The sequence below is a fragment of the Micromonospora yongxingensis genome (assembly GCF_052601155.1).
In genome coordinates this window covers 93877-110834 of record NZ_JBQXEO010000022.1, presented here as the reverse complement: position 1 = coordinate 110834, position 16958 = coordinate 93877, and the positions used below count along the sequence as shown (strand labels likewise).

The window sequence follows — 16958 nt, the reverse complement described above, 5'->3', positions numbered from 1 at the left end:
CCACCGGCTCACCACCGGCCGGGCGGGCGGCGGTAGGGGCGGGCGGCGGCACGGCGGCACGCGGGCCGCCGGGTGCCGGCGGTGCCCCGCGGCGAGCCGGCTGGCCCGGGGTGGAAACTCCCGGGCCTGCGGCCCGGGGTCGGTCGGCGGGCGGCCGTTCGTCAGGGCGGCGGCCGGGCTGCGGCGGTGCCTCACCGGGCCAGGGGCCGTCGACGGGTCGGCGCGCGGCGGGGCCGTCCGGGTCACCACGGCGAGCGGCGGGTGGCACCGGGGCGTCCGGCGGCACCGGGGCACCCCCGCGCCCGGCCGGCTCTGCCGGCGACCCGTCGGGGCCCAGCTCGGAGCGTTGCTGCTTGGCCGACCGCAGGTCGTCGATCCAGCCGAACTCCTCGCCGGCCACCGGCTCCTCCGGCTCGGCCTCGGCCCGGCCTCGACCCCAGCGGCGGCCCTTGGCGCGAGGATCGCGCCGCTCGTCCGGGCTCTCGTCCGGGCGGTCCGCACCACGCGACTTCACTGTTGACCCTCTCCTGCGGCGTTCGTGCCGCTGTCCTGCATCGTGCCGGGACCGCCCGTGCCCGTCGTCGGGAGACCGTCCCCGTCGGCTAGCGCCGGCCCGGTCTGCGCCGTTACGGACTGCCCCGCCGGGGCGTCCGGGCGGGCGGGCGGGGCCGGCAGCCCGCGCACGATCCGGCGCAGCAGCGGCAGCCGGGTGGCCACCGACCGCTCCGCCCCGTGCGGGCTGGGCCGGTAGTAGTCGGTACCCACCAGGTCGTCCGGGACGTACTGCTGGGTGACCACGCCGCGCTGGTCGTCGTGCGGGTAGCGGTAGCCCGTGCCGTGACCCAGCCCTCGGGCGCCGGCGTAGTGCGCGTCGCGCAGGCCCCGGGGCACCGGGCCGCCCCGGCCGGCGCGCACGTCGGCGATCGCCGCGCCGATGGCGGTGGTGGCCGAGTTCGACTTGGGTGCGGTGGCCAGGTGGATCACCGCCTGGGCCAGGTTGAGCTGCGCCTCCGGCAGCCCGACGTACTCGACCGCGTGCGCGGCGGCGGTGGCCACGCTCAACGCGCCGGGGTCGGCCATGCCCACGTCCTCGCTGGCGAAGATGACCAGCCGGCGGGCGATGAACCGGGCGTCCTCCCCGGCGACCAGCATCCGGGCCAGCCAGTGCACCGCGGCGTCCACGTCCGAGCCGCGCATGCTCTTGATGAACGCGCTGACCACGTCGTAGTGGGCGTCGCCGTCGCGGTCGTAGCGCACCGCGGCCACGTCGACCGCCTGCTCGGCGGTGGCGAGGTCGATCCGGTCCGCGCCGAGCGCCGTGGCCGAGGCCGCCGCCGCCTCCAGCGCGGTCAGCGCCTTACGGACGTCGCCGGACGCGAGCCGGACCAGGTGGTCCTCGGCCTCGGCGGCCAGGGTGAGCGCGCCGCCCAGGCCACGCTCGTCGGCGACCGCACGGCGTAGCAGCCCCCGCACCGCCTCGTCGTCCAGCGGTTGCAGGGTGAGCAGCACGCATCGGGACAGCAGGGGAGAGATGACCGAGAAGTACGGATTCTCCGTGGTCGCGGCCAGGAGCGTGACCGTACGGTCCTCGACGGCGGCGAGCAGCGAATCCTGCTGGGTCTTGCTGAACCGGTGCACCTCGTCGATGAAGAGCACGGTCTGCGGGCCGCCCGAGCGGCGCTGTCGGCGGGCCGCCTCGATCACCGCCCGGACGTCCTTGACCCCGGCGGAGAGCGCCGACATGGCGACGAACCGGCGGTCGGTGGCCGCCGCCACCAGGTGCGCGATGGTGGTCTTGCCGCTGCCCGGTGGTCCCCAGAGGATGACCGACATCGGGGCGCCGCCGGAGACCAGCTGGCGCAGCGGCGCGCCGGGGGCGAGCAGGTGCTCCTGCCCGACCAGCTCGTCGAGGGTCGCCGGGCGCATCCGGACGGGCAGGGGCGAATCGTCCGCTACCGGAGTGAAGCCGTCGGCACCGGCGAGACCATCGGGCGCGCTGCGCGTCCCGGCGGGTGCACCGAGGGAGAAGAGGGCGTCGGACTCCATCACGAAGACAGTACCGGGCCGGACCCGCGACGCCGGAATCGCGCCGCGGGCCGGGCCACTGATGATCGGTTCCGGTCAGCCACGGCCGGGGCGCCGGCCCCGGTACCAGCGACCGCCGCCACCGCCGCCACCGGCGCGCGGGCCGCTGCCCACGCCACCCAGGTAGAGCGAGAGCAGGAACAACCCGAGAAGCACGAGCGTGTTCCAGTTGAACAGGTCCGGTGCGCCGAAGTTCGTGTCGAGCAGATCGATCAGCAGGGCAAAGCCAAAGACGATGGCGGCCAGAATGGCGAGCATGTCGGTCCTCCGGTGGGGGTTCCCAGTAGGTCGGCCCCGGATGTACCCAATCGGTCGACTCGCCAATCTCCACGGTGGATTCAGCCGCACCGGGGCGGTCCGCCGCAGCCACCGACCCGCCGGCTCCTAGGCTGGTTCGCATGATCACGTACGACCAGGAGTTGCAGGACCGCGCCGCCATCCTGGCCGCCGCCGGCAACCACCCCTACGCCCGGCACGCGCTCTGGCGCGGCGTGCCGGCACGCGGCTACCGGCGTGACGGCGCCGTGTTGTGGTTGCTGCCGCCCGGGCAGGGACCGGCCGGCGGCGCGATCGGGACGGCCGGGCCGGCGATCGACGTGTGCGTCGCGCTGGTCGCCGACGGGGTGCTGCGACCGGAGCAGTGGCTGCATCTCCCCCGGCACGATCCGGCCCAGGTGGCGGGCCGGCTCGCGGTGTCGCGGCACGACGACTGGGACTTCCACTGGACGAGCACGCCGCCGCCGGCCCAGCCGGGCGAGCAGCGGGTGGTACGACTGACCGCCGCCGACCACCCGGCGCTGGAGGCGCTGATCGACGAGGCGTTCCCGAGCACCACCTCCCGCCCCGGCGACCCCCGGGTGGTGGACTGGTACGGCATCCGGGCCGGCGGCCGGTTGGTGGCCTGCGGCGCGGACCGCAGCCGGGGCGACATCGGCTTCCTCGCCGGCCTGACCGTCGCCCCCGACCAGCGGGGTCGGGGGCTGGGTGCGGCGCTGACCGCCGGGATGACCCGGGCGCTGCTGGCGCGCCACGACACCGTCGGTCTGGGCGTCTATCCGGACAACGTCGGGGCGGTGCGGCTGTACCGGCGGCTCGGCTTCACCGCCACCCTCCCCCTCAGCTCGCTACGGCTGGCCTGAGGGGGAGGAGGGGACCCGTCCTACCGTCCGGCCGCCTGGGGTTCGGCGGGTTCGGCAACGGCGGCGGGATCCGCTGCGCGCTGGCGTCCGGCCCGCCAGGCGGGCAGGTAGAGCGGGGCGGCGACGGCCAGCACGACGGCGCCGACCACCATGGCGGTGCCGACGCTGGTGGCGGCGGCGAGCGCGGTCAGTGCCACCCCGCCGAGCGCGCCGGCCGGCTGCGCCATCATCGAGTTCAGTGAGAGCACGCTGGTCCGGTAGGGGCCGTCGACCTGTCGGTGCAGCAGCCCGCTGTGCAGTGGGTTGGACGCGCCGTGCACGGTGTAGCAGGCCAGGTACGCCACGAGCACCCCGACCGGCCCGGCGAAGAGTCCCATCCCGACCACCGTGACGCCCTGCAGGATGCGCAGCAGGGCCGCCCCGGGCGCGGCGCCGGGCCAGCGCAGCAGCAGCGGGGTCAGCGCCGCCCCGGCCGCCGAGGCGAGCCACGCGGCCGAGTTGGCCGGCCCGAGCAGCGCGGCGGCGCGTTCCGGGTCACCGACCACCTCGGCGAGCCGCACCGGCAGCAGCGACTCGAAGGTGACCATGCCGAAGCCCCAGAACAGTTCCACCGCCACCAGGGCCAGCAGCACCCGGGATCGGCGCAGCAGCCCGACCGCCTCGCCGATCATCCGGGGCGCCTGGACCACCGAGGCCCGCAGTCCCGCCGCCCCGGTGGCCGGCCTCTCCTCGACCAGCAGGGCGAGCAGCGCGACCAGTGCCGCGGCCTGGGCGAGGATGGCGAACAGCACGGGCACCGTGAGCGCGCTGACCGGCCCGATCGGGCCGAGGAGGACCAGGGCGCCGCTGAGCAGCGCGCCGGCGCCGATGGCCGCTCCGACGACGGTGCCGGCGTAACCGAGGCCCCGCTCGTACTCGGCTTTCGGGTCGGCGGCGAGGGTGGCGTCGACGTACCAGGACTCCAGTGGGCCGCTGTCGAGCGCACGGTAGATCCCCTGCAACGCCCAGACCAGGAAGAACAGCAGGAACGAGTCGGCCACCGCGAACAGTGACAGGGAGACGAGGTTGAGTGCTCCGGCGGCGAGCAGCACCGGTCGGCGGCCGAGGGCGTCGGCGAGCCCGCCGGTGGGCAGCTCCAGGGCCAGCACCAGCAGACCCTGCGCGGTGCTGACCAGCCCGATCTGCGGCAGTGACAGGCCGCGCTCCTGCATCAGCAGGATCATCACCGGGATCATCAGGCCGGTGGGCAGCCAGCGCAGGCCGTAGAGCGTGAGGTAGCGACGCCGGACCTGGCGTACGGACAGGGCGCTCACCGGTACTCCTCCTTCAACGGGTAGGCGGCCAGGAAGACCTGCACCGGGCGGGCCTGCGGGTCGGAGGAGTCGACGGGGTCGGCCTCGCGGTGGTACCGCTCCAGCACCTGCCACACCTCGGCCTTGAGCTCCTCCAGCCGAGCCGGCGGGATGGTCATGAAGATGTCGCTCATGCCGAAGGCGTCCCGCCATGCGGGGGACCACTCGTGCTGGGTGGCGAACCAGCGTTCGGCGTGCTCGACGAGGTGCCGCACCTGGTCGCCCTGGATCCACTCGATCGCGGCCCGGGCGTCGGGGTCGTCGTCGAAGTCGGTCGGTTCCCAGTTGGTGACGTCGTGCGCGGCCTGCCACCAGCGCTGCCGTCCGCTGCCCCGGTCGGGATCCTCGACGACCAGGCCGACCTCGGCGAGTTGGCGCAGGTGGTAGCTGGTCGCGCCGGTGTTGGTGCCGAGCAGCTCGGCCAGTGTGGTGGCGGTGGCCGGGCCCTTCACGCGCAGTGCCCCGACCAGCCGCATCCGCAGCGGGTGGGCGAGCACCCGGACCTGCCGCTTGTCGATCCGCACCTCACGCGGCGCCGGCCGCGGGGTCTCTTCGTCGTTCGCCATGCATGCACACTATCTCTGCACACTTCCTGTGCACAAGAGTTATGCACAGGAAGTGTGCAACGGCGGGTCAGTGCCCCAGGAGTTCGCGCGCCCCGCGCAGCCGGGTCCGCAGCAGGCCGGCGGCACGGCTGGAGTCCAGGCGTACGTCGCCGGGGCCGGGCACCCCGGCGGCGGTGCTGGTGGTGGTCTTCAGGCCCGCCGCGTCGAGCCCGAACCGCTCGGCGACCAGCAGGCCCAGCTCGGCGCGGCTGACCGCGTCCGCGCCGGCCACGTTGAGCGGGCCGGCGTACGCGCTGTCGACCAGCTCGAGCACGGCGTCGGCCAGGTCGGTGACGTCGACCGGGCAGCGGATCATGTCGGTGAACAGGGTGGCCCGCCCGGCGAGCGCCTCCCGGGACAGCTCGATCTGCTTGCTGCCCTCTCCGAGGATCAGCGAGGTACGCACCAGCGCCGCCCCGGGGTCGACCGCCCGCACGGCGGTCTCGGCCGCGGCCTTCGCGGCGCCGTACGCGTTCACCGGCGTCGGCGGCTCGTCGTCGGAGTAGGGCGAGGGGCGGCCGGCGTGCAGCGCGTCGCTGGAGATGTGCACCAGCCGGGCGCACATCTCAGCGGCGGCGACCGCCACGTGCGCGGCCCCGTCGGCGGTGACCGACCAGTCGCCGTACCGGTAGGGGGTGCTGACCACGGCATCCGGGCGCACCTCGGCGACCAGCGCGCGCACGGCGGCCCGATCGGTCACGTCCAACCGCCGCACCGCAACCCCCGGCACGGTGATGTCGCCGGAGTGGCACGTCCCCACCACCGACCACCCGGTGCCCGAAGCCCGCCGGCACACCTCACCCCCGAGAAACCCACTGGCCCCCACCACGAGCACCCGCATGCCACCACTCCCCCGTGAACGATCAAGAGGTTTGCGTCACCCCGACGGGCGATGATGACGCAAACCTCTTGATCAACCAAGCAGGGGGCGGGGGCGGGGTGGGGGCGGGGTGGGTTAGACCGGGTCGGCTACCGGGGCGGAGGGGCCGGCGGTGCCGGTGTGGGCCGTGGCTGGGGGCTTCGGCTTGGCGTCGATGCCGGCCTCGGTGCGCTGCTGGCCGGTGATCGGCGTCGGCGCGCCGGTCAGCGGGTCGAAGCCGCCACGGGTCTTCGGGAAGGCGATCACCTCGCGGATGGAGTCCGCGCCGGCGAGCAGCATGCAGACCCGGTCCCAGCCGAAGGCGATACCGCCGTGCGGCGGGGCGCCGTACTTGAACGCCTCCAGCAGGAAGCCGAACTTGTCCTGCGCCTCCTCGGGGGTGATGCCGAGCAGGTCGAAGACCCGCTTCTGCACGTCGCCCCGGTGGATACGGATCGAACCGCCGCCGATCTCGTTGCCGTTGCAGACGATGTCGTACGCGTAGGCCAGGGCGCGGTCCGGCGCCTCCTCGAACCGGTCCACCCACTCCGAGTTGGGCGAGGTGAACGGGTGGTGCACGGCCGTCCAGCCGCCCTCGTCCGTCTTCTCGAACATCGGCGCGTCGACCACCCAGCAGAACGCCCAGGCACTCTCGTCGATCAGCCCGGCCCGCTTGGCGATCTCGACGCGGGCAGCGCCCAGCAGCTCCTGCGCCTCACGGGTGGTGGCGCTGGCGGCGAAGAACACCGCGTCGCCCGGCTTGGCGCCGACCGCGTCGGCGAGCCCGCCCAGGTGCTCGGCGGAGAGGTTCTTCGCCACCGGGCCGCGCGCCTCGCCGGTCTCGGCGTCCAGCACCACGTACGCCAGGCCGCGCGCGCCGCGCGCCTTGGCCCAGTCCTGCCAGCCGTCCAGCTCCTTGCGGCTCTGCGCCGCGCCGCCGGGCATGACGACCGCGCCGACGTAGCCGCCCGCGTCGATCGCCCCGGCGAAGACCCGGAACTCGGTGCCGCGCAGGTAGTCGGTCAGCTCGGTCAGCTCCACGCCGTAGCGCAGGTCCGGCTTGTCCGAGCCGTAGCGGGCCATCGCGTCGTGCCAGGTGATCCGCGGGATGGGCCGGCTGATCTCGTGCCCGGCCAGGTCCTTCCACAGCGCCGAGACGATCGCCTCGCCGAGGTCGATCACGTCGTCCTCGGTGACGAAGGACATCTCGATGTCGAGCTGGGTGAACTCCGGCTGCCGGTCGGCGCGGAAGTCCTCGTCGCGGTAGCAGCGGGCGATCTGGTAGTACCGCTCCATGCCGCCGACCATCAGCAGCTGCTTGAACAGCTGCGGCGACTGCGGCAGCGCGTACCAGCTGCCCGGCTGGAGGCGGACCGGCACCAGGAAGTCGCGGGCGCCCTCCGGCGTCGACCGGGTCAGCGTCGGGGTCTCGATCTCCAGGAAGTCCCGCTCGTGCAGCACGCCCCGGGCGAGCTGGCTGGCGCGCGAGCGCAGCCGCAGCGCGTTCGCCGGGCCGCTGCGGCGCAGGTCCAGGTAGCGGTACTTGAGCCGGATGTCGTCACCGGCCTCCACCTGGTCGTCCACCGGCAGCGGCAGCGGAGCCGCCTCGGAGAGCACCTCCAGCTCGACGGCGGTCACCTCGACCTCGCCGGTGGGCAGCTCCGGGTTCTCGTTGCCGGCCGGCCGGCGGGTCACCTCGCCGGTGACCTTCACGCAGAACTCGTTGCGCAGCGCGTGCGCGTCCTCCTCGCGGAACACCACCTGGACCACGCCGGAGCCGTCGCGCAGGTCGACGAAGATGACCCCGCCGTGGTCGCGCCGGCGGGCCACCCACCCGGCGAGCGTCACCGACGTGCCGGCGTCCGTCGCGCGCAGGCTTCCGGCATTGTGGGTACGGATCACGGCTGGCAACTCCTCATCGTGGAACAGTCCTCATGGGCATTCTGTCAGGGGCGGCCGGCCTTCCTCGGGGGCACCCAGCAGGCCGGGTCATTCTCCGGTGGACGGCCGGGCGAACCAGGCTCGGCGGGTCGGTGTGTTGGTTAACGTGGCGAAATGCGCGCCGTACCGAACTGGGCCGTCGCCACGGCGGCGGCTGCGCCCCTGCTGCTGGTGGCCGGCTGGACGGTCGCCGAAGCCCGGCAGCCCGCCGGCTACGACCCGGTGCGGGACACCATCAGCGAGCTGGCCGGGCACGACGCCACCGACGCCTGGATCATGATCAGCACGCTGGTGCTGCTCGGCTGCTGCTATCTCGCGACCGCGGCCGTGCTGCACGCGGCCGGGTTACCCAGTCGCTTCCTGCTGGCCGTCGGCGGCGTGGCCACCATCGCGCTGGTCGCGTTTCCCCGGCCGACCGTGGGTGGGTCGCTGAGCCACGGCATCGTGGCGACCGTGGCCGTTCTCGCCCTGGCTCTCTGGCCGGCCGGCTCGGCACTGAAGCTGCCGCGTGGCCGGGACGTCGCACATCCGGCCGCGCCGGAGCCGCCGTGGGCGTTCCGCCGGGCGGTGGGGTTGAGTGCCGCGGTCGTGCTGCTGGCCCTCTTCGGCTGGTTCGCGTTCGAGGTGACCAGCGGCTCCCGGACCGGCCTGGCCGAACGGGTGACGGCGGTGGCCGTCTCGCTCTGGCCGCTGCTGGCGCTGCTCTCCGCCCGCCGGGCTCACCTGATGTGGTCCGCCGCCGGCGGCGCGACGCTCAGTCCGGGTCTGCCGGCAGCAGGTGCCGTACGACGGGAACACCCTCGACCAACTCGCGGGCCCGCTCCCCGACGGCCTGGTCGGCTCCCGTGAGCCGGCCCCCGTGCTGGCGCAGGTGCTCCTCCCAGGACGGCACCTGGTAGACCTCGACGTAGCCGTCCTCCCGCTCCCCCGCGCGGAACAGCCCCCAGCGCATCGCCCCGGTACGCCGCCGCGACCGGCCCACCGCCCGCATCGCCGCCACGAACCCAGCCACTGCGCGCCGACCGTCTGCATCCAGGTGCCGATGTTGCTGGCCAACACCGCCAGCCAGAGGCTGCGGAACGCGGCGAGCCGCAGCGGGGCCCAGGCGGAGGCCGAGGCGGGCATGTCGGCGCTGGCGATGACGGGGGCGCTCACCGGCCGGAACGTACCTCGTTGGCACCCGCTCAGTCCGGCCATCGCCGGCATTGCCCGTACGCGCGGCACGGGCCGCCGGAGTTCTCCGGCGGCCCGTGCGCGGTGGATCGATCAGAAGACGCTGACGCCGTAGCGGCTGAGCGCCTCGGTGACCGGCTGGAAGTAGGTGGTGCCGCCGGTGCGGCAGTTGCCGCTACCACCGGAGGTCAGGCCGAGGGCGGTGCCACCGGCGAAGAGCGAGCCGCCGCTGTCGCCCGGCTCGGCGCAGACGTTGGTGCGGATCAGACCGGAGACCGAGCCCTCGGCGTAGTTCACCGTGGCGTTGGTCGCGGTCACCGAGCCCGAGCGCAGGCCGGTGGTGCTGCCGGAGCGCTGCACCGCCTGGCCGACGGAGGCGTTGCCGGCGCCGGTGATGTCACGGAAGCTGCCGTTGTAGAGGGAGACGTTGCCGGCGGCGTTGGCCGAGTTGCTGTGCCGCACGATGCCGTAGTCGTTGCCCGGGAAGCTGGTGCCGGTGCGGGTGCCGATCAGCGCCGTCTGGGCGGAGTTCGAGTACCAGCTCGCCGAGATGTTGGTGCAGTGCCCGGCGGTCAGGAAGTAGTAGGTGCTGCCGCTGCGCACGTTGAAGCCGAGCGAGCAGCGTCCGCCACCGCCGGCGTAGATGGCCTGACCACCGGAGATCCGGGTGCTCAGCACGCCGGCCTCGGCCTCGACCCGGACCGCGCCGTTGGCCCGCGCGGCGGCGGCCTTGACCCGCTCCAGCTTGGCCCCGGTGACGGTGCTGTCCACGGAGACGACGACCTGGTTCGTGACCGGGTCACTCCACCACGCGGTGCCAGGGATCTTGGCGGAGCGCTCCAGGTCCGCCGTGGCCCGGTTGAGCTCGGCGGCACCGCGGGTGACGTACCGGACGGAGGCGCCGGCGTTGCTCGCCTTGCGGGCGGCGGCCGCGTCGGTGACGGTGACGACGGACCTGCCGCTGGCGTCGATGTACGAGCCGGCGGAGCTGTCACCGAGCTGCGCGGAGATGGCGGCGGCGGCGTCCGGCGAGGCGGCGGGGGCAGCCTGGGCGGGCGCGCCGACGAGTGAGCCGACGACCAGGGTTCCGGCCACGGCGACGGTGGCCGCGACGCGGAGTGAGGACCTCGTGGGTCGCATGTAACAAACCTCCTGGGCGGGGGAACGGGTCTCGCCGGGGACGGCGATCCCGAGGGGGACACCCTGCCGATCTGGGAAAACCGGCCGAGTGAACTGAAGTATTCACATACATAAGATCGTTGGCAAGACTTGGTTTCGCCCGGATTTGTCGATCTTCATCGGCCACATCGCCGCAACACCTCTGACACGCTCGCGAACGCCCACCGTCACACCGAATCACCGCCGGACAGCACCTGCCGTCCGGCGGTGGCGCCCGGCGGTCCCGGCGGTCGGCGTCAGGAGGTACGGCGGCGGGCGCCGGGACCCGGGCGGGGCACCACGTCGCGGTGCCGGGTCACCTCGTGCCCGTCCGCGCAACGCAGCGTGACGCGTACCTCCGCGCCGCAGTCGCGGTGACCCACGCTCAGCGGCGAGCCCTCCGGGTCGGCGAGGTGCCGGTCGCCCCATCCGAGCACGGCGACCAACACCGGCCAGAGGTCCATGCCCTTCTCGGTCAGCCGGTACTCGTGGCGCAGCCGGCTGCCCGGCTCCCGGTACGGCTCGCGGCGCAGCACACCCTGCTCGACGAGGGTGGTCAGCCGGTTGGTCAGCACCTGGCGGGGAATCCCGGTGCGCACCCGCATGTCGTCGAAGCGGCGTACGCCGTTGAACACCTCGCGGAGCACGACCAGGGTCCACCGCTCGCCGAGGACCTCCATCGCTCGGGCGATGGTGCAGTTGTCCACCGACCAGTCCAGTGCCGCGGGTCTCATCCGCCCAGGCTAGGTCTCATTGACAGACTCAGCAACGTGCTGCGAGGCTGCGTCCATGACACAGACGCAGGAGCCGACGCGCACCCGCACCTTCACCTGGTCGGATCCGGCGACCAACGCCGCGCAGCTCGGTCGGCGCGGTGGCCTCGACATGATCCGGGCGATGATCGCCGGCGAGTTGGCGGCGCCTCCGGTCATGCACCTGATCGACATGGCCCGGATGGAGGCGGACGAGGGACGGGTCGCCGTCGAGCTGGTCCCGCAGGAGTTCCACTACAACCCCCTCGGCACCGTCCACGGTGGTGTCATCTCCACCCTGCTGGACACCGCCGCCGGCTGCGCCGTGCACACCACGCTGCCCGTGGGGGTCGGCTACACCTCGCTGGACCTGAACGTGAAGTTCCTCCGCCCGGTCACCGTCGACAGCGGCATCCTGCGCTGCGAGGGCACCGTGCTCCAGCGCGGCCGCCGCACCGCCCTGGCCGAGGCCCGCCTCACCGACGCCAGCTCCCGCCTCGTCGCGCACGCCACGAGCAGCTGCCTGATCTTCCCCCTGAACCCCTGACCCTGACCCCAACCCCCGACCCCGTTCGCGTCGATCATGAGGTTGACGGGCGATCGGAAGATCGAACAACCCGCCAACCTCATGATCACCGAGGCGGGACAGGAGGCAGAGCCGGAGGCCCGGAGCCTGGGGTCAGCGCTGGGCCAGGCGGGCGGCTCGGGCGTCGCGCTTCTCCTCGAAGCGGGACGCGGCCTGCTCCAGGGTGTCGAGTTGGGCGGCCAACTGCTCGCGGGCGGCCTCGCCGTCGGCGTTCAGGCCGGTCACGTTGAACACGTCCCACTGGCGCAGCACCGGCATCAGCACCTCGTCGCGGTGCTGGCGCAGGTCGTAGATGCCGGCGAGGGCGATCGCCACCGACTTGCGGGCGAAGCCGTCGATGCCGTTGCCCGGCATCTGGAAGTTTGCCACCACGTCGGCGACGGCCCGCATCGCCTGGCTCGGGGCCAGCTCGAACGCGCCGGCGAGCAGGTTGCGGTAGAAGACCATGTGCAGGTTCTCGTCGGCCGCCACCCGCGCCAGCAGCGCCTCGCAGACCGGGTCGCCGGTGGCCTTGCCGGTGTTGCGGTGCGAGATCCGGGTGGCCAGCTCCTGGAACGAGACGTACGCGAGCGAGTGCAGGACCTCGTCGTCGTGCACGTTGACGTAGCCGGCGGACATGTGCGTCATCCGGGCACGCTCCAGCGCCACCGGGTCGACCGCCCGGCTGACCGTCAGGTAGTCGCGGATCGCCGTGCCGTGCCGGCCCTCCTCCGCGGTCCACCGGTGCACCCAGGTGCCCCACGCGCCGTCCCGGCCGAACAGGGTGGCGATCTCGTGGTGGTACGAGGGCAGGTTGTCCTCGGTCAGCAGGTTGACGATCAGCGCGGTACGCGCCACGTCCGGGATGGTGGAGTCGGTCGGAGACCACGCCTCGCCGCCGAGCGGCCCGTCGAAGGTACGCCCGTCGCTCCACGGCACGTACTCGTGCGGGAACCACTCCTTGGCCAGCGAGAGGTGGCGGTCCAGATTGCGCGCGACCACCGGCTCCAGCTCGACGAGCAGTGCGGTCTGACTCACTGTGGTGCTCACGGTCACGAGAAACTCCCTACGGTGGCGTAACTTACGCTACCGTAGGTCCCCGCGGCCGTACGCGCCAGTCGGACTCTCAGCCGACCACCGGTTTGAGGTCCGCCCGAGACGGCATCCACTCCCCCGCGGCCGCCGTGACCTGCTCGCCGGAACGGATGTCCTTCACCTCGTCCGGGCCGCCGTCGGCACCCGGGAACCAGACGTACGGAATGCCGCGCCGCTCGGCGTAGCGGATCTGCTTGCCGAACTTCGCCGCGCTCGGCGACACCTCGGTCGGCACGCCACGCCGCCGCAACGCCTCGGCCACCCGGTTGCTGGCCGCCCGCCGCTCCTCACTGGTCACCGCCACCAGCACGGCGGTCGGCACCTCGCGGGAGACCGACAACTCACCCGCGCCGAAGAGCAGGCCGAGCAGCCGGGTCACCCCGATCGAGATGCCCACCCCGGGGTACGAGGTGGTGCCGGCGCTGGCCAGGTTGTCGTACCGACCGCCGGAGCAGATCGAGCCGAACCGCTCGTAGCCGCGCAGCTGGGTCTCGTAGACGGTGCCCGTGTAGTAGTCCAGGCCGCGGGCGATGCGCAGGTCCGCCACGCACAGGCCGGGCGAGTGCTCGGCGGCGGTCTCGACCACCCGGACCAACTCCTCGATGCCCTCGGTCAGCAGCGGGTCGTCGACGCCGAGCGCGCGTACCGCGTCGGCGAAGGACGCGTCCGGCGCGGAGATCTCGGCCAGCGCCAGGCACGCCTTGGCCTGCGCCTCGCTCGCGCCGGCGGTCTGGGCCAGCAGGTCGGCCACCTTCGCCGGGCCGATCTTGTCGAGCTTGTCGACCGCGCGCAGGGCCGCCTCCGGGTCGGTCAGTCCAATGCCCCGGTAGAAGCCCTCACAGATCTTGCGGTTGTTGACCTGGATCGTCACCGGCGGGATCGGCAGCGCCCGCAGCGCGTCCCCGATCACCAGCGGCATCTCCGCCTCGTGGTGCGGGGCCAGGGTGTCCCGGTCGACGATGTCGATGTCGGCCTGGACGAACTCCCGGTAGCGACCCTCCTGCGGCCGCTCGCCCCGCCACACCTTCTGGATCTGGTAGCGGCGGAACGGGAAGGCCAGCTTGCCGGCGTTCTCCAGCACGTACCGGGCGAACGGCACGGTCAGGTCGAAGTGCAGGCCGAGCTGGTCGTCGCCACCGGCACCCTCGGCGTCGGCGTGCAGCCGCCGGATCACGTAGACCTCCTTGGAGGTCTCGCCCTTGCGCAGCAACTGGTCCAGCGGCTCCACCGCACGGGTCTCCAGTGGGGCGAAGCCGTACAGCTCGAAGGTGGCCCGGATCCGGTCGAGCACGAACTGCTCGATCATCCGCTGGCCGGGGGTCCACTCCGGGAAGCCGGAGATGGGCGTGGGCTTGCTCATCGCGTACTCCTTGCGGTTCCGCGCCCGCGGCGCGGTGGTGTCGTCGGGTCCGCGCGCGGCGCGGACAAAGATCTAGAGGCCCCGGGTGGGAGCGGCCGGCGACGTGCCAGCCACCTCGATGAGGTACGGGTTGCTGGCGCGCTCGCGGCCGATGGTGGTGCTGGGGCCGTGGCCGGGCAGCACGACCGTGTCGTCGGCCAGCGGAAGGATCTTGTCGCGCAGGCTGGTGAGCATCGCCGGCATGCTGCCGCCGGGCAGGTCGGTGCGGCCGATCGACCCGGCGAAGAGCACGTCGCCGGAGAGACACAGCTCGTCGGCCTCCCAGCCGGAGCCGGCGCCGGGCAGCCGGAACAGCACCGACCCGCCGGTATGGCCCGGGGCGTGGTCGACGGCGATCTCCAGACCGGCCAGCGTGAGGGTGGCGCCGTCGGTCAGCTCGGCCACGTCCTCCGGCTCGGTGTAGCTCAACCGGCCACCGAAGAGCGAGGTCAGGTCGCTCGAGAGGCCCTTGGCCGGGTCGGCCAGCATCTCCCGGTCACCGGGGTGGACGTACGCGGTGATGCCGCGGGCACCGCAGACCGGCGCCACCGAGAAGGTGTGGTCGAGGTGGCCGTGGGTGAGCAGCACGGCGGCCGGGTGCAGGCGGTGCTCGGCGAGCAGCGCGTCGAGCTGGTCGAGCACCCCGATGCCGGGGTCGACCACCACGCACTGCTCCCCCGGCGCGGTGGCCACCACATAGCAGTTGGTGCCGAAGGCGTCCGCGGGGAAGCCGGCCACGAGCACGGGCGCTGTCCTTTCCGTCGAGCTGTCGTCCTGCCCAGCAGCCTAACCGGCGGGGCGAGCCGGTTTGCCGCGTCCGTCCCTCCCGCCCCGCCGGGCACAGTGACATCGCCCGATAAGGGCTGCTGACGGCGGGGTGGACCTCGTACACCACATTCCCAGTCGCTAGCCGTACACTCTGGCGGGCGTGTGGCGCGGCACACGTGACGCCTGACGGGCCGGGACGCCCGGCCGCCGGCGACAACCAGGTAGAGGAAGGGGAGCACGGGTGGCTTCCAGCAGGGACCGGCAGCGCAAACTGGCGCGGGCCAAGCTCGACCGGCAGTTGGCCCGCCGGGCCGCCGCCACGCGGCGCCGTCGGCAGATCCAGGCCGGTGTCGGCGCCGCCCTGGTCCTCGTGCTGATCGTGGCCGGCTCGGCCTGGGCACTCGGAGCGTTCGACTCCGACCCGAAGCAGAACACGGCCGCCGAGGACGTCTGTCTCTGGACGCCGCAGGACGCGACGGCCAACACCAACCTCAAGGACGTCGGCACCCCGGAGACCAAGGGTCTGCCCACCGACGGCACCCGGGCGATGACCGTGACGACCAACCAGGGCGCGCCGATCACCGCCGAGCTGAGCCTCACCAACTCCCCGTGTGCCGCGGCGAGCATCGCCCACCTGGCGAGCCGGTCGTTCTACGACAACACCAAGTGCCACGAGATCACCGCCGACGGCGCTCTGCGCTGCGGTGACCCCAGCGGCACCGGCCTCGGCGGCCCGACGTACTCGTTCTACGACGAGGACGTGCCGACCGTGCCGTCGGCGTCGCCGTCGGCCACCCCGGCGCCCGGCCAGCCGCCCACGTACCCGAAGGGGACCGTGGCCATGATCTCCAACCCGCCGGGCAGCAACGGCAGCCAGTTCCTGATCTTCTTCAAGGACTTCACCACCACCGACCCGAAGTTCCCGGTCATCGGCCGGGTGACCGGCGGCCTCGACGTGGTGGAGAAGATCGGTGCCCTGCCGACCGTGGACAATGGGACGGGGGCCAAGGTCAAGCCCAAGACCGACGTGGTGATCCAGAGCCTCACCGTTGGTGAGCCGGTCACCGCCGCGGCACCGTCGCCGTCGGCCTCCGGCGCCCCGGCCAGCAGCCCCAGCGCCGGCTGACCGGTCACCCCACCCACCCGAGCGGCACCCAGCAGCAGACAGCCAGGAGGATCCAGGCGTGACGTCCACCAGAGAGCGGCAGCGCGCGGCGGCACGCGCCCGGCTCGAGAAGGAGATGGCCGAGCGCGCGGCCAAGGCCCGCAAGCGCCGCCAGACGCAGGCGATCATCGGCGCGGGCGCCGCGCTGGTGCTCGTGGTCGCCGGCACCGTGTGGCTGGCCATGAGCCTCGGCGGCGACGACGACAAGACCGACACCGCCGCCCAGGCGCCCGGCGCGTCCGAGTGCGTGTTCAACCAGCTTCCCGCGGACCAGCGGAGCCCGCAGATCAAGGACGTGGGGCTCCCGAGCAACCAGCAGTCCGGCACCGGGGTGCAGACCATGACGATCGACACCAACCTCGGCCCGATCACGGCCAAGGTCGACCGGTCGCTGGTGCCGTGCACGGCGGGCAGCTTCACCTACCTCGCGGAGAAGAACTTCTTCGACAACACCAAGTGCCACCGCCTGGTGACCGAGGGCATCAAGGTGCTGCAGTGCGGCGACCCGAGCGCCACCGGCAACGGCTGGCGGCAGACCGACGGCATGGGCGGCCCGAGCTACAAGCTGCCCGAGGAGAACCTGCCCACCGAGAAGCGCCCGCCGTACCCGGAGGGCGTCATCGCGATGGCCAACTCCGGCCAGCCGGGCAGCACCGGCAGCCAGTTCTTCATCGTCTACGGCGACTCGCCGCTGGACCCCGCGTACACCGTGCTGGGCACCGTCACCGGTGGCCTGGACATCGTCAAGGACGTGGCCAAGGCCGGCGACGACGGGGCGTTCGCCCAGCAGGCCGGCGGTGGCCACCCGAAGAAGGAGGTCATCATCAAGGACCTCGCGATGAGCCCGCCGCAGGGCTGACACCCGCAGCGAACGACGAAGCGCCCGCCGGCTGAGCCGGCGG

Annotated in this window: 17 protein-coding genes and 2 pseudogenes; 5 read left to right on the top strand and 14 right to left on the bottom strand. The window is 73.1% G+C overall.

The annotated features are described in order from the left end of the window. From ACTWLT_RS24130 to ACTWLT_RS24120, 3 genes and pseudogenes are all read right to left on the bottom strand, one after another. Window positions 1–514, bottom strand: a pseudogene (locus ACTWLT_RS24130) (hypothetical protein); the annotation flags it as partial. Next, window positions 511–2046 carry a replication-associated recombination protein A gene (locus ACTWLT_RS24125; RefSeq protein WP_445320335.1) on the bottom strand — a complete coding sequence of 512 codons (1536 nt, stop codon included), beginning with the start codon at window positions 2044–2046 and terminating at the stop codon, window positions 511–513. The gene ACTWLT_RS24125 and the pseudogene ACTWLT_RS24130, both read right to left, overlap by 4 nt. Before the next feature lie 75 nt (window positions 2047–2121). Beyond that, a complete protein-coding gene (locus ACTWLT_RS24120; RefSeq protein WP_252419165.1) occupies window positions 2122–2343 on the bottom strand; it encodes a hypothetical protein in 222 nt (73 codons plus the stop codon). Between the two features lie 140 nt (window positions 2344–2483). Here ACTWLT_RS24120 and ACTWLT_RS24115 point away from each other — a divergent pair, with 140 nt between their 5' ends. Beyond that, on the top strand, window positions 2484–3224 hold the full coding sequence (locus ACTWLT_RS24115; protein ID WP_445320334.1) for a GNAT family N-acetyltransferase: 741 nt from the start codon (window positions 2484–2486) through the stop codon (window positions 3222–3224). A 20-nt stretch (window positions 3225–3244) separates the two neighbouring features. Here the strand turns inward: ACTWLT_RS24115 and ACTWLT_RS24110 are convergent, their stop codons facing one another. The 4 genes from ACTWLT_RS24110 to aspS all read right to left on the bottom strand — a co-directional run bounded on the left by ACTWLT_RS24110 (window position 3245) and on the right by aspS (window position 7942). After that, a complete protein-coding gene (locus ACTWLT_RS24110) occupies window positions 3245–4537 on the bottom strand; it encodes an MFS transporter (RefSeq protein WP_445320333.1) in 1293 nt (430 codons plus the stop codon). Further along, window positions 4534–5142 carry an ArsR/SmtB family transcription factor gene (locus tag ACTWLT_RS24105; RefSeq protein ID WP_445320332.1) on the bottom strand — a complete coding sequence of 203 codons (609 nt, stop codon included), beginning with the start codon at window positions 5140–5142 and terminating at the stop codon, window positions 4534–4536. The genes ACTWLT_RS24110 and ACTWLT_RS24105 overlap by 4 nt, the downstream gene beginning before the upstream one ends. A gap of 67 nt (window positions 5143–5209) precedes the next feature. Further along, entirely contained in the window at window positions 5210–6022 is an 813-nt protein-coding gene (locus tag ACTWLT_RS24100) for an SDR family oxidoreductase (RefSeq protein ID WP_445320331.1), read from the bottom strand. A 114-nt stretch (window positions 6023–6136) separates the two neighbouring features. Then, on the bottom strand, window positions 6137–7942 hold the full coding sequence (gene aspS / locus ACTWLT_RS24095) for an aspartate--tRNA ligase (RefSeq protein ID WP_445320330.1): 1806 nt from the start codon (window positions 7940–7942) through the stop codon (window positions 6137–6139). 153 nt (window positions 7943–8095) lie between these two features. Between aspS and ACTWLT_RS24090 the strand changes: the two genes are divergently transcribed. Beyond that, window positions 8096–8830 (top strand): DUF998 domain-containing protein, encoded by a 735-nt coding sequence (locus ACTWLT_RS24090; protein WP_445320329.1) that lies wholly within the window; start codon window positions 8096–8098, stop codon window positions 8828–8830. On the opposite strand, the gene ACTWLT_RS24085 is transcribed toward ACTWLT_RS24090, so the two are convergent. The 4 genes and pseudogenes from ACTWLT_RS24085 to ACTWLT_RS24070 all read right to left on the bottom strand — a co-directional run bounded on the left by ACTWLT_RS24085 (window position 8736) and on the right by ACTWLT_RS24070 (window position 11046). Then, window positions 8736–8993 carry an MFS transporter gene (locus ACTWLT_RS24085; RefSeq protein ID WP_445320328.1) on the bottom strand — a complete coding sequence of 86 codons (258 nt, stop codon included), beginning with the start codon at window positions 8991–8993 and terminating at the stop codon, window positions 8736–8738. The two genes, ACTWLT_RS24090 and ACTWLT_RS24085, sit on opposite strands and share 95 nt — an antisense overlap. Before the next feature lie 45 nt (window positions 8994–9038). Further along, window positions 9039–9106: pseudogene (locus ACTWLT_RS24080) on the bottom strand (hypothetical protein); the annotation flags it as partial. Window positions 9107–9247: 141 nt separating this feature from the next. Beyond that, window positions 9248–10294, bottom strand: a complete 1047-nt coding sequence (locus tag ACTWLT_RS24075; protein ID WP_445320327.1) for a S1 family peptidase — start codon at window positions 10292–10294, stop codon at window positions 9248–9250. A gap of 275 nt (window positions 10295–10569) precedes the next feature. Further along, window positions 10570–11046 (bottom strand): winged helix-turn-helix transcriptional regulator, encoded by a 477-nt coding sequence (locus ACTWLT_RS24070; protein WP_445320326.1) that lies wholly within the window; start codon window positions 11044–11046, stop codon window positions 10570–10572. Window positions 11047–11101: 55 nt separating this feature from the next. Between ACTWLT_RS24070 and ACTWLT_RS24065 the strand changes: the two genes are divergently transcribed. Further along, entirely contained in the window at window positions 11102–11611 is a 510-nt protein-coding gene (locus tag ACTWLT_RS24065; RefSeq protein ID WP_445320325.1) for a PaaI family thioesterase, read from the top strand. A 132-nt stretch (window positions 11612–11743) separates the two neighbouring features. Here the strand turns inward: ACTWLT_RS24065 and ACTWLT_RS24060 are convergent, their stop codons facing one another. The 3 genes from ACTWLT_RS24060 to ACTWLT_RS24050 all read right to left on the bottom strand — a co-directional run bounded on the left by ACTWLT_RS24060 (window position 11744) and on the right by ACTWLT_RS24050 (window position 14867). Then, on the bottom strand, window positions 11744–12685 hold the full coding sequence (locus ACTWLT_RS24060) for an acyl-ACP desaturase (protein WP_252419155.1): 942 nt from the start codon (window positions 12683–12685) through the stop codon (window positions 11744–11746). A gap of 70 nt (window positions 12686–12755) precedes the next feature. Next, window positions 12756–14084, bottom strand: coding sequence for a histidine--tRNA ligase (hisS, locus tag ACTWLT_RS24055; RefSeq protein ID WP_445320324.1), 1329 nt, complete (start codon window positions 14082–14084; stop codon window positions 12756–12758). A gap of 72 nt (window positions 14085–14156) precedes the next feature. Next, complete coding sequence (locus ACTWLT_RS24050) at window positions 14157–14867, bottom strand: MBL fold metallo-hydrolase (protein WP_252419153.1); 711 nt, start codon at window positions 14865–14867, stop codon at window positions 14157–14159. 265 nt (window positions 14868–15132) lie between these two features. On the opposite strand from ACTWLT_RS24050, the gene ACTWLT_RS24045 reads away from it, so the two are divergent. Further along, window positions 15133–16017 carry a peptidylprolyl isomerase gene (locus tag ACTWLT_RS24045; RefSeq protein WP_445320323.1) on the top strand — a complete coding sequence of 295 codons (885 nt, stop codon included), beginning with the start codon at window positions 15133–15135 and terminating at the stop codon, window positions 16015–16017. A 58-nt stretch (window positions 16018–16075) separates the two neighbouring features. Further along, window positions 16076–16915, top strand: coding sequence for a peptidylprolyl isomerase (locus ACTWLT_RS24040; protein ID WP_252419151.1), 840 nt, complete (start codon window positions 16076–16078; stop codon window positions 16913–16915). Window positions 16916–16958: the final 43 nt, after the last annotated feature.

Coding starts and splice junctions, on each gene's coding strand:
- ACTWLT_RS24100 (WP_445320331.1), bottom strand. CDS start 6,022: ATGCGGGTGCTCGTGGTGGGGGCCAGTGGGTTTCTCGGGGGTGAGGTG.
- ACTWLT_RS24070 (WP_445320326.1), bottom strand. CDS start 11,046: ATGAGACCCGCGGCACTGGACTGGTCGGTGGACAACTGCACCATCGCC.
- ACTWLT_RS24090 (WP_445320329.1), top strand. CDS start 8,096: ATGCGCGCCGTACCGAACTGGGCCGTCGCCACGGCGGCGGCTGCGCCC.
- ACTWLT_RS24125 (WP_445320335.1), bottom strand. CDS start 2,046: ATGGAGTCCGACGCCCTCTTCTCCCTCGGTGCACCCGCCGGGACGCGC.
- ACTWLT_RS24065 (WP_445320325.1), top strand. CDS start 11,102: ATGACACAGACGCAGGAGCCGACGCGCACCCGCACCTTCACCTGGTCG.
- hisS (WP_445320324.1), bottom strand. CDS start 14,084: ATGAGCAAGCCCACGCCCATCTCCGGCTTCCCGGAGTGGACCCCCGGC.
- ACTWLT_RS24105 (WP_445320332.1), bottom strand. CDS start 5,142: ATGGCGAACGACGAAGAGACCCCGCGGCCGGCGCCGCGTGAGGTGCGG.
- ACTWLT_RS24075 (WP_445320327.1), bottom strand. CDS start 10,294: ATGCGACCCACGAGGTCCTCACTCCGCGTCGCGGCCACCGTCGCCGTG.
- ACTWLT_RS24120 (WP_252419165.1), bottom strand. CDS start 2,343: ATGCTCGCCATTCTGGCCGCCATCGTCTTTGGCTTTGCCCTGCTGATC.
- ACTWLT_RS24115 (WP_445320334.1), top strand. CDS start 2,484: ATGATCACGTACGACCAGGAGTTGCAGGACCGCGCCGCCATCCTGGCC.